At 71.7% G+C, this 11024-nt stretch carries 11 protein-coding genes; 2 read left to right on the top strand and 9 right to left on the bottom strand.

Annotated elements, in window-relative coordinates; genetic code table 11:
• Window positions 1-93: 93 nt before the first annotated feature.
• The 6 genes from BGO45_RS09245 to BGO45_RS09220 form a co-directional block, all read right to left on the bottom strand.
• Window positions 94-1194, bottom strand: coding sequence for a glycosyl transferase (locus BGO45_RS09245; RefSeq protein WP_292693217.1), 1101 nt, complete (start codon window positions 1192-1194; stop codon window positions 94-96).
• Window positions 1191-2597 (bottom strand): LCP family protein, encoded by a 1407-nt coding sequence (locus BGO45_RS09240; RefSeq protein ID WP_292693727.1) that lies wholly within the window; start codon window positions 2595-2597, stop codon window positions 1191-1193. Before BGO45_RS09240 ends, BGO45_RS09245 begins: the two co-directional genes overlap by 4 nt.
• A 56-nt stretch (window positions 2598-2653) precedes the next feature.
• The gene (gene purE / locus BGO45_RS09235) at window positions 2654-3121 is read right to left on the bottom strand and encodes a 5-(carboxyamino)imidazole ribonucleotide mutase (protein WP_292693724.1); all 468 of its coding nucleotides are present in this window, start codon (window positions 3119-3121) and stop codon (window positions 2654-2656) included.
• A gap of 94 nt (window positions 3122-3215) precedes the next feature.
• Window positions 3216-4349: a 5-(carboxyamino)imidazole ribonucleotide synthase gene (locus BGO45_RS09230; RefSeq protein WP_292693214.1), complete on the bottom strand. Its 1134-nt coding sequence runs from the start codon at window positions 4347-4349 to the stop codon at window positions 3216-3218.
• A gap of 165 nt (window positions 4350-4514) precedes the next feature.
• Window positions 4515-5069, bottom strand: coding sequence for a PH domain-containing protein (locus tag BGO45_RS09225; protein ID WP_292693211.1), 555 nt, complete (start codon window positions 5067-5069; stop codon window positions 4515-4517).
• 59 nt (window positions 5070-5128) lie between these two features.
• Window positions 5129-5911 (bottom strand): biotin--[acetyl-CoA-carboxylase] ligase, encoded by a 783-nt coding sequence (locus tag BGO45_RS09220; protein ID WP_292693208.1) that lies wholly within the window; start codon window positions 5909-5911, stop codon window positions 5129-5131.
• Window positions 5912-6059: 148 nt separating this feature from the next.
• Here BGO45_RS09220 and BGO45_RS09215 point away from each other — a divergent pair, with 148 nt between their 5' ends.
• Complete coding sequence (locus BGO45_RS09215) at window positions 6060-7658, top strand: acyl-CoA carboxylase subunit beta (RefSeq protein ID WP_076491050.1); 1599 nt, start codon at window positions 6060-6062, stop codon at window positions 7656-7658.
• Window positions 7655-7888, top strand: coding sequence for an acyl-CoA carboxylase subunit epsilon (locus BGO45_RS09210; protein ID WP_292693205.1), 234 nt, complete (start codon window positions 7655-7657; stop codon window positions 7886-7888). The genes BGO45_RS09215 and BGO45_RS09210 overlap by 4 nt, the downstream gene beginning before the upstream one ends.
• 256 nt (window positions 7889-8144) lie before the next feature.
• On the opposite strand, the gene BGO45_RS09205 is transcribed toward BGO45_RS09210, so the two are convergent.
• The 3 genes from BGO45_RS09205 to BGO45_RS09195 form a co-directional block, all read right to left on the bottom strand.
• Window positions 8145-9185, bottom strand: a complete 1041-nt coding sequence (locus tag BGO45_RS09205) for a hypothetical protein (protein ID WP_292693202.1) — start codon at window positions 9183-9185, stop codon at window positions 8145-8147.
• Window positions 9182-10441 carry an ATP-binding protein gene (locus tag BGO45_RS09200; protein WP_292693199.1) on the bottom strand — a complete coding sequence of 420 codons (1260 nt, stop codon included), beginning with the start codon at window positions 10439-10441 and terminating at the stop codon, window positions 9182-9184. Before BGO45_RS09200 ends, BGO45_RS09205 begins: the two co-directional genes overlap by 4 nt.
• A partial coding sequence (locus tag BGO45_RS09195) for a response regulator transcription factor (protein ID WP_292693197.1) occupies window positions 10434-11024 on the bottom strand: 591 nt, incomplete at its 5' end. The genes BGO45_RS09200 and BGO45_RS09195, both read right to left, overlap by 8 nt.

Raw genomic sequence — 11024 nt, 5'->3', positions numbered from 1 at the left:
TGTTCCTCCACACTCTGGGCAACCAAGCCATGGTAGCCGCAGGTTCCCGAGCCTCCTGGGAGGGCGTCGTGAGCGGGGGCCGTCGGTGATGTTTCAGAGCTCGGCGTGCAACGCCCAGACGCGCTCGGCGGACGCCGCCCACGCGAAGCCCTTCGCGCGATCGCCGGCCAGCACGCGCAGGCGCTCGGCATCCGGCCCGAGAGCGCGGGCGACGGCGGCGCCGAGCTCCCCCTCCGCGGCGAACGCCGCGGCGTCGGCGAGCACCTCACGGTGGACCGGGGTGTCGCGCGCTACGATCGGGACGGAGAGGGCGAGCGCGTCCACGGCACGCCACGGCCAGTCGGTCCGAGTGCTCGCCACGAGGAACGCGACGGCGTGGGAGAGGACCGCGGCGCGGTCCCACTGGTCGAGCGCACCCCGCGCGTGCACGCGGGCCTCGGGGATCCCCGCGGCCGACGCGAGCTCGACGACAGCCGGCTCCTCCCCTTCCGGGACGTCCAGCACCACGACGTCGCCGTCCCACTCCGAAGCCAGGCCTGTGAACGCGGCCGCGAGACCGTCCGAGGCGGCCGCACCGCCGGACAGGGCGACGAACGACGAGGGCAGGTCGAGCGCGCGGAGGCGCCCGACGACGTCCGACGGCACACGGAACCCGGCCACCGGCGCCCCTCCGATGACCCGCACCTTCGCGACGAGCTTGGCTTTGGCCACCTCCGCCAGACGCTCGGCCATGGCGTGCGAGGGCACCACGACGGCATCCGCGTGCTTGCCGATGCGCGACAGCAGCGCGCGGGTGGCGAGGACCTCGGCGCGGGGCAGCTCGTCCGGCGTCTCCCAGGCGCGCAGATCCCACAGCGTGACGACGATCTGATGGGTTTCGTTGACACGATCGTGCCGGACGAGCGGGGCGAGCGCGGTCGGCGAGTGGATGAGCCCGCGACCGATCCCGGGCACCACACCCAGCTGCCAGGATGCCGCTAGCTCGCGTCGGCGCATCGACAGGCGCGTCTCGGCGCTCAGACCCGTGATGCCCGCGTCGTCGGGCAGACCCGGCGCGGGAGTGATGGCCGCGACGTCGCAGCCGCGGGGGGCGGTGTCGACGAGGGCCTGAGCGAGCGACGCCGAGGCTTCCGCGAGGTCGCGGGAGGTCGGTGCGACGAGCTGGTCGAGGACGAGCCGGAGGGTGACGGTCACGGCGCGGGGCTCTCCGTTTCGGTCGGGGGGTGGAGCTTGTCGCGCACGATCTGCTGGACCTGCGCGTAGTCCGGGTCGAACTCGTCGACGCCGCCCTCGGGGGTCAATTCGATGGTCGTGACGGGCTGGTCCTTGGCTTTCAGGGCGAGATCGACCAGCGTCGGCGCGATCAGCCCCTGGGGAAGATCGGTCTCGAGGATGTTCGTCCCGGCCGCCGCCACCTGCTGGAAATGCTGCAGGACGTTCTGGGGGGTGAACTGCGCGAGGATCGCCTCCTGCAGCTGGCGCTGGCGCCGCATGCGGTCGAAGTCGCTCGTGGTGTAGCGCGAGCGGGCGTACCACTGCGCGGTGTCCCCGTCCATGTGCTGCGCGCCGGGCTCGATCCAGCCGAACGCCCAGTCGTCCACGGGCTGCCCGTCGTAGGCCGGACCCCCCTTGGGCAGGCGCTCGTCGACGGTGATGTCGACGCCGCCGAGCGCGTCGACGACGTCGGCGAAGCCCTTCATGTCGATCAGCACGTAGTACGGGATCTGGATGCCGAGGATTCCTTCCGCGGCATCCTTGGTCGCTTCGATGCCCGGCTCGGATCCGTTGGCCTTGGCGTCGGGATAGAGGGCGTTGCCGTCCTGGCACACCTCGACCTCGGTGCGCAGCTGATTGATGCCGCTCCCCCAGCCGCAGGTCGGGTCGTACTTGCCCTGGTGGCCATCCGGGTACTCGTCCTGCATGGGCCCGGGGGCGAACGGGAAGTGCGGCATGTCACGCGGGATGCCGGTGATGGTGACCGCCCCGGTGGAGGCGTTGACGGAGACGACCGAGATGGAGTCGAACCGCATCGAGTCGCGCCCCTCGCCCGAATCCGCGCCCAGGAGCAGGATGTTGTAGTAGCCGTCCGACGGCGGGACGACCGGCGCGGATTCGGCGAAGATCGACGCGAAGGCGTCGCGCGTGGTCCCGGCGGCCTGGCCCGCCCAGGCGGCGCCGGAGCCGGTCACGACCAGCAGTCCCACCGACACGACCGCCATCGCCCAGCGCGCCACGGGGCCGGTCCGCACCAACCGCACGAGACGCAGAGTGTCGATCGTGAGCACGATCCAGAGGACGACGTAGCCGACGAGGACGACCTGCACGAGGGTGAGCGGAACCCACCGGAACCAGGCCAGGAAGTCGGGGATGAACGAGCCCGTCGCGAGGGCGAACAGCCCGCTCGGCCAGAGCAGCGCCCCCAGCGCCGTGAGGGCGAGGACCGCCCAGAGGAAGAGCGTGGCGCCCAGACCGAAGCGGCCCAGGCGGCGGTTGCCCGCGAGGATCTGCGCCGACCCGGGCACGAGCACGTTGAGCACGACGAGCCACCACCCGCGACGGGTCATGACCTCCCGCGACGACGCGTCCGGGTGACGCATCGGTCGGGACTCGGTCAGCGACTCGCGTGCGCGGGGCCGCACCGGTGCGGCAACGCTCACAACGAGTCCTTGAGGCGGCGGTTCTTCTCCTCCACCTGGGATTCGAGGTCGACGGCGTACGCCTCGACGCGGTCTCCGAGGGCGGTGTCGCTCGCACCGAGGATGCGGGCCGCCAGGAGCCCCGCGTTCTTGGCCCCGTTGATCGAGACCGTGGCGACGGGGATGCCGGCCGGCATCTGCACGATGCTCAGCAGCGAGTCCAGACCGTCCAGCGTGGCCAGCTGGACGGGGACGCCGATGACCGGGAGCGCGGTGACCGAGGCGAGCATTCCCGGGAGGTGGGCGGCACCGCCGGCCCCGGCGATGATCGCCCGAAGCCCCCGCGCCCGCGCCTCGCGGCCGTAGCGGATGAGCTTGTCGGGGGTACGGTGCGCCGAGACGACCTCCACCTCGTGCGGGATGCCGAACTCGGTGAGCACCTGCGAGGCGTCGCTCATCACGCGCCAATCGGAATCGGAGCCCATGACGACGCCGACCAGCGGCGTCTCGGAGGAATGCAGCGGCCGGGTCACCGGTCCAGGGTAGGGCGGGTCGCTGGAAGATCCCGGAACGGCGCGCTCAGTCGAAGAACGCGGCCGCCGCACGCCCCTCGTAGACGACGTCGTCGAGGTCGTCGCCCGCGACATTGACGTGCCCGACCTTGCGCCCCGGGCGCGGGTCTTTGCCGTACGTGTGGATCTTCGCGGTCGGATGCGCGGCCATCGCGGGCGCGAACCGCTCCGTGAGCCCGCCCTCGGCGGGGCCGCCGAGGATGTTGATCATGACGGTCCAGGGCGCGACGGCCTCGGTGGATCCGAGCGGGAGGTCGAGAACCGCGCGCAGATGCTGCTCGAACTGGCTCGTGACGGCGCCGTCCTGCGTCCAGTGCCCGCTGTTGTGGGGGCGCATGGCGAGTTCGTTGATGAGGATGCGGTCGTCGGACGTCTCGAACAGCTCGACGGCGAGCATCCCGGTGACGCCGAGGCCCTCCGCGACCGCGACGCCGATCTCCGCGGCCATGCGCGAGAGTCGCTCGCTCGCGCGCGGCGCGGGGGCGATCACCTCGGCGCACACGCCGTCGCGCTGCGTGGTCGCCACGAGGGGGTACGTCCGCACCTCGCCGGACGGGCGACGGGCGACCTGCTGCGCCAGCTCTCTCGTGAAGTCGACGAGCTCCTCCACGAGGAGGGCCCCGCCGCGGGCGTCCTCGGCGAGCGCGGCGAACCAGTCGTCGGCCTCGGTCGCCGCCGAGACCACGCGCACGCCCTTGCCGTCGTAGCCGCCGCGGGGCGTCTTCACGACCGCCCGGCCGCCGTGGGCGTCGAGGAAGTCCTGGAGCTGCGCGGCATCCGCGACCGCCGCCCAGTCGGGCTGCGGCATCCCGAGCTCCGCCATGCGTGCGCGCATGACGAGCTTGTCCTGAGCCACGGCCAGGGGGGCCGGACCCGGGTGCACGGCCACGCCCGCGTCCACGAGGGCTGCCAGGACGTCCTGCGGCACGTGCTCGTGATCGAACGTGAGGACGTCCACGTCCCGCGCGAAGCGGAGCACCGTCTCGGCGTCGCGGTAATCGCCCACGGCGGTGGCGGCGAGCCCCGCCGACATGCCCTCGGCCTCGGCGAGGACGCGGATGTCGATTCCGAGCTCCTCGGCCGGCGCGATCATCATCCGCGCCAGCTGTCCGCCACCGACCACTCCGACTCGCAGCGCCATGCCGCTCCTTCCGTCCCGTCCATTGTGCTGCACGCCACCGCTGCGCTCCCCTCCGCACCCCTCCCCCGCGCGATAAACGGCATCCGCGCGAAGAAACGGCGCGACAGCGCGTTTCTCGCCGTGGATGCCGTTTATCGACGGGGCGTCAGCGAGCGGGGCGGGGCGTCAGAAGTCGACGGCGCCGGACCCGTGCGCCTGGGAGTCGCGATGCGCGAGGATCTGGTTCACCTCGACCTGATCGACCAGCGTCTCGTGCACGAGGGCCGCGTGCGGCACGTTCTTCAGACGCAGCGGAGGCTCGACGCCGTTGGAAAGCGTGAGGGTCCCGGCCCCCCAGATGCGTTGCAGGATGCCGCGACGCATCTGGATCGCATAGCCGCGGACGTGCGAGATCTCCCGGCTGCTCGACCCGAAGAAGCCGGAGCGCTCGATGACCCGACGGGTCGTGATCGTCCACGACCGCGACAGCCACACGAAGTACGGCACCAGCACGAGCAGCACCAGCGCGGCACCGGCTGCGGTCAGCAGCATCCAGTTCTCGAACGGCGCGGGGAGGTTGTCGTAGTAGTACGCGGTCGCCCCGGCCACGGCGATGAGGACGAGAGCCGACCAGAACAGCCGCCGGGCATGACCGCGCAGGCGCGCGATGCGCCGTTCGGGCGCAGCCGCGCCGGGAGCCGGCGTGCGAGGGCGGCCTCCGTAGGTGTCGGGCGGGGTCACATACTCATTGTGGGGGTCGAAGCCGTCGAGTCCGCCCGCACACGCGGACCGGACACGGGTCAGCGCACGTGGACGACGTCTCCGGCCGCGACCACCGTCTCGATCGTGCCCGACGCGACGACGAGCCGGCCCTCGGCGTCGAGCCGCTCCGCCCGGCCCTGCACGGTCGTGCCGTCGGGGAGGGACACCGACACATCGCGCCCCACCGTCGAACACAGCTTCTCGACATCGCGGTGCACGCGCGCCGCGTCGCCGCCCGAGAGCGCGGCGAGGAACCAGGCGAGGGCCTCGACGTAGTCGGCGAGCAGACGGTCGTCGTCGACCTCGACCCCCATCGCGGCGAAGGACGTGGCCGTGGACACGGGGAGATCCGCCCGCGTCATGCGCGTGTTGATCCCCGACCCGATCACGACCGTGTCGAGGCTGCCGGGGACCGCTTCGGCCAGGATCCCGCAGATCTTGCCCCCGTCCACGAGCACGTCGTTCGGCCACTTCAGCTGTGCGCTCGGACCGTGACCGACCAGCCGCGCGTCGATGGCGCGTGTCATCGCCGCGCCTGCGGCGAGCGGGATCCACCCGCGCATCTCCATCGGGATGCGCCCGGCGTCCACGACCACCGACACGGCGAGCGCGGTGCCGGCGGGGGCGGTCCACGTGCGGTCGAGCCGGCCGCGCCCCGCCCGCTGGTCGTCCGTCACGAGCAACGACAGGTGCGGCCACCCCGCGGGGTCCGCCGTCACGGCGGCCACGACGTCGGCGTTGGTGGAGTCGGTGGTCTCGACGACCTGGACCCGGGGGCTGAGTGCGGCGGTGAGCGGGTATCCGGCAGCGGGGATGGGCATGTGCACACCCTAGGCACGACGCGGGGGCATCTGCATCCCCTCGCCTCTCCCCCTGCTCGCACCCGCGGACGGGATGGATGGATGCCACAGCGTCCCGGCGGGGTGCTTGTGCGCACCCTCCAACATCGGCGCCGAACCGGTCGCTAGGGTGGAAAGCGTGACCGACCAGCCCGATCTCTTCACCACCGCCGGCAAGATCGCGGACCTGCGCGCCAGGTTCCAGGACGCGGTCGTCGACGCCGAAGCCGCCGCGCGCACCAAACAGCACGCGAAGGGCAAGCTCACCGCCCGGGAACGCATCGAGATGCTGGTCGATCCCGGCTCGTTCGTCGAGCTCGACGAGTACGTGCGCCACCGCACGACGGCGTTCGGCATGGACAAGTCGCGTCCCTACGGCGACTCCGTCGTCACCGGGACCGGCACGATCCACGGCCGCACGGTCGCGGTGTACGCGCAGGACTTCTCCACCTTCGGCGGCTCGCTCGGCGAGGTCGCCGGCGACAAGATCATCAAGGTCATGGAGCTGGCGCTGCGCAGTGGCATCCCGATCATCGGAATGCTCGACTCGGGTGGCGCGCGCATCCAGGAGGGCGTCGTCGCGCTCGGGAAGTACGGCGAGATCTTCCGCCTGAACACCGCAGCCTCGGGCGTGATCCCGCAGATCTCGATCATCATGGGTCCGGCCGCCGGCGGCGCCGTGTACTCCCCCGCGCTCACCGATTTCGTCATCATGGTCGACAAGACCAGCCAGATGTTCGTCACCGGCCCCGACGTCATCAAGACCGTCACCGGCGAAGACGTCGGCATGGAGGAGCTCGGCGGCGCGCACACCCACAACACCCGCTCGGGCGTCGCGCACTACCTCGCCGACGACGAGGACGACGCGCTCGACTACGCGCGCACGCTCATCGGGTTCCTCCCCGACAACAACCTCGCCGAGCTGCCGCTCTACGAGACGCCGTTCGAGTTCGAGACGACGGATGCCGATCGGGCCCTGAACACCGTCATCCCCGACTCGCCGAACCAGCCCTACGACATCCACACCGTCATCGAGGGCATCGTGGACGGCGCCGACTTCCTCGAGGTCCAGCCTCTGTTCGCCCCGAACATCGTCATCGGCTTCGGTCGCATCGAGGGCCGCACCGTCGGCATCATCGCCAACCAGCCGTCGCAGATGGCCGGCACGCTGAACATCGACGCGGGAGAGAAGGCGTCGCGCTTCGTGCGATTCTGCGACGCGTTCTCCATCCCGATCGTCACCCTGGTGGATGTGCCCGGCTACCTTCCCGGCACCGACCAGGAGTGGACCGGCGTGATCCGCCGCGGCGCCAAGCTGCTGTACGCCTACGCCGAGGCGACCGTGCCACTGGTGACCGTCATCCTGCGCAAGGCCTACGGCGGCGCCTACATCGTGATGGGATCCAAGCAGCTCGGCGCCGACATCAACCTCGCGTGGCCGACGGCCGAGATCGCGGTGATGGGCGGCCAGGGCGCGGTCAACATCCTCTACCGCGGCGAGATCAAGCGCGCCGAGGAAGCGGGCGAAGACGTCGCCGCGGTGCGCACGCGCCTGGCCAACGAGTACACCTACAACGTGGCATCCCCCTTCCTGGCTGCGGAGCGCGGAGAGCTCGACGGCATCATCGAGCCCGCACAGACGCGCGTGTCGATCGCCAAGGCGCTGCGGGCGCTGCGCAACAAGCGCGCGAGCCTGCCCGCCAAGAAGCACGGGAACATCCCGCTGTGAGCGAGCCCAGCGCCGTCGAGCCGCCCGCGTCGGTCGGTCGCATCGTCCGCGGAGCCCCGACCCCCGAAGAACTCGCTGCGGCCATCGTCGTCGTGGGCGAGGCGTACGCGCGAGAGGCGGCGGACGCCACGGCGCCCGACGCCGCGGCGCGATCGCGCTGGGAGTTGTCCGCGCGCGGACTGCGGGTCCCGCTCAACCGCGACGCCGGCTGGAACGGATTCACGGGCTGACTGTCCCCCGAAATACCTACAGACGCCGCCGGATCGTTCGCGAATACTGGAGGAGCTGGAACGCATCACGCGTTCGGTCGGGCCGCTCCATCGAGCCGGTTCCGGCCACCGCGAACGGTTTTCGGGTAGCCGTTCGCATGGGTGAGGGGCAGGCGACATCGCCGCCCCTCACCCCTCATTTTTCGCACTCTTCCCCGGATGCAGATACCCGTCTGGCCCCCGGCGGCGTTCGCGCCGCGGGGGCCTCCCTTTCGCCTCAGTGCGGGCGGCGGATCTCGCGCCAGAGGTCGACGTCGTCCTCGTCCGCGCCGGCACCCGCAGCCGCCGTGCGCCCCACGACCGTGACCGCGACCTCGTGGTGGGGCGACGTCCGGATGATCAGGCGCTCGGAGGAGGCCTGCTCGACGATGCCCGCCAGTTCGGCCCGGATGTCGTGCAGCGCCGACGCCGGCAGGTCTTCGAGGCCGCCCTCGTCGAAGAGCATCACGATCGTCCCACGACGACGAGCCGCGTCGATCTGTGCGCGCACCGCCTCGTCGAGGAGGCGCGGACTGCGCAACTCGTCGCGCAGACTCTGCTCCGCCAGGCGCGCCGCGTTCTTCTCGCTCGGACGCAGATTGCCGCCCGTCTCGATCGTGCGACCGAGCACCGGGCCTGCGACGTGAAGTGCCCGCTGCACGTGCAGGCGGCGCTCCCGCTGACGCCCGCTCTGTGAGGCCTGCCAGGCGGAGGCCGCCTGCTGGAGCTCGGACAACTGCTCGGCGTCGGGAGCGACGCGATCGAGAGCCGTCGTGATCAGCTGGGCCACGGCCACCCACACGAGCGACCCCACGAGCCCCATGCTGAGCGCGGAGAGCGGCCCCAGCCACGCCGCCGCCGACCCGGCCAGGATCCCCGTGCCGACCCAGGCGACGATCGGTCGACGACGCACCATCACGACGGTCATCAGCGCGCCGATGCCCCCGATGACCCACGTGACGAAGGGCTGCGCGCGACCGGCCTCGCTCACCGCGGCGAAAGCCGCGTTCGGGACGACGGCGGCCGCCAGCAGCGCGAGGACGACGGCCCAGCGGGGAGGCGCGAGCCGAGTGCCGGAATCCCCCTCGCCCGAGACGACAGCCGGCCGACGCGTCGGCAGGAGGATCCAGATCCACGTGATCGGCAGGTACAGCACGAGCGCGGCGATCAGCAACCACCCTCGCTCGACGGTGTCGGGGAGCGTCCAGAGGAGGCTGCGCGCGGCGAGGTAGGCCGTGAAGGCCAGGCCGATGCCCGACAGGATGGAGCGGACGGTCACCAGCGATCCCCGCTCTCCCACTCGAGGGTCACCGTCGTGCCCGCCGGCGAGGAGTCCACCGTCGAGCGGCCGCCCACCGCGGTCACGCGCGCGATGATCGACCCCCGGATCCCGAGCCGATCGGCGGGGATCGCATTCACGTCGAAGCCGCGACCCGCGTCGCGCACACGGATCGTCACTCCCCCGGGCTCGGCGGACCCGGAGACCTCCACCGTCAGCGCCCGGGCCTCGGCGTGCTGCACGGCGTTGGCGACGGCCTGCATCGCGGCGAGCACCAGCGCCCGGGCCACGCGACCCGGCACCCGCGGCGTTCCTTCCTGCACGCGGCGCGTGACCGCCAGCTCCACTCCGAAGTCGCGGGCCGAGGTCTCGATGTCGTCGGCCAGGGCCACGGCATCCATCGGCTCGTCGCTGCCCTCGAGCGCGTCCTTCTCGGCGTTGGCCAGTCGAGTGAGGGCTTCGCGCGCCATGCTGACGGCGAGCGTGCGCTCGCGCGGGGTCGCCGCGCGTTCCGCTGCGAGCAGAGCACCCAGCACGCTGTCGTGCATGAGGGCGGCGACGGCGACGCGCTCGCGCTCGGTCGCCGCGGTGGCGGCGGCTTGCGCGTAGCTCGCGACGGCGCGGGCACGCGTCTCGTCGACGTTCGCGGCGATCGAGCGGTACATCCAGGTGAGCGTGACGAGGACGCTGCCCAGGAGGAGCGCGAAGGAAACGTCGAGCGCGACGGGCAGGAGGAACTCCGGCCGCCCACCCACCTGGAGCAGGCGGACCACGCCGAACAGGAGCGGCGCCGCCACCGTCCAGGCGACCTGCAGGGGAAGCGGGAAGGCCACGACCGTCGCGACCGTCGCCACGTTGATCAGGTAGAAGATCCAGGGGTTCTCGGTGGGCGACGGAGCCTGCTCGCCGCCCATCGTGGCGATCGGCCACAGGGCGAGGGCCACCATGAACAGCACGGCGAACAGACCGGAGAACACTCGGGCGAACCGGTTCACCGCACACGCGATGACCATTGCGACGAGCGGGACGAAGACCCCGATGACGAGGGGGAGGTGCCACCCCGGGGACTCGTCGCTCGGTCCGAAGGCGGCGACGAAGGCCTGGACGCCGAGGACCAGACAGGCCGGCCCGACCAGCAGAGTGATGACGCGTTCGATGCGCTTCTGCGTGAACGAGCCGGGGTCGTCGCTGGTCTCGCGCGTGTGGGGGATCCGCCCCCACGCCTCGTCGAGGACGGACCGCTCGACGTCAGGCATCTCGGGGGGTCTCGGGCGTCTCGTGGAGGATTCCGTCCTCCATCGCCCGCCGCAGCAGATCGACCTTCGTCGGGGCGGGGCGACCCACCTCGACGTACTTCACGCGGACGCGCGTGATGTTCTCCTTGGCCGTGGAGTACGCCACTCCCAGACGCTCGGCGACGGCCTTGAGGGGCAGCCCCGCAGCGTACAGTCGCAGCACCTCTCGCTCGCGTGCGGAGAGCTGCGCGTCGGCGAACGCGCGATCGCCCTCGACGGCACTGGCCCACTCGACGTTGTCGAGGAGCTCGCCCCGGGCGACGGTGTCGATGGCCGCCAGGACCTCGTGCGTCGGCGAGGACTTGCTGACGATACCGGCGGCGCCGGCGGCGAGCGCCTCGCGCACCGCGGCCGGCCGATCGGCGACGCTGTGGATGATCACGCTCGAACCGTCGCGCACGACACGGTCGACGTTCTCGGAGACGGTGGTGCCGTCGCCGAGCGTGAGGTCGAGCACCACGACGTCGGCGGGAGCCTCCCCTGCGGCACGGCGCCAATCGAGGTACGCGGCGACGTTCGCCCCCGACGAGACCACGTGGAACGA

Origin of the sequence: Microbacterium sp. 71-36 (assembly GCF_001898305.1) — a bacterium.
Classification (GTDB): Bacteria; Actinomycetota; Actinomycetes; order Actinomycetales; family Microbacteriaceae; genus Microbacterium.
Note: the sequence above shows the minus strand (reverse complement) of the source record. Positions and strands in the feature narration are given on the sequence as shown.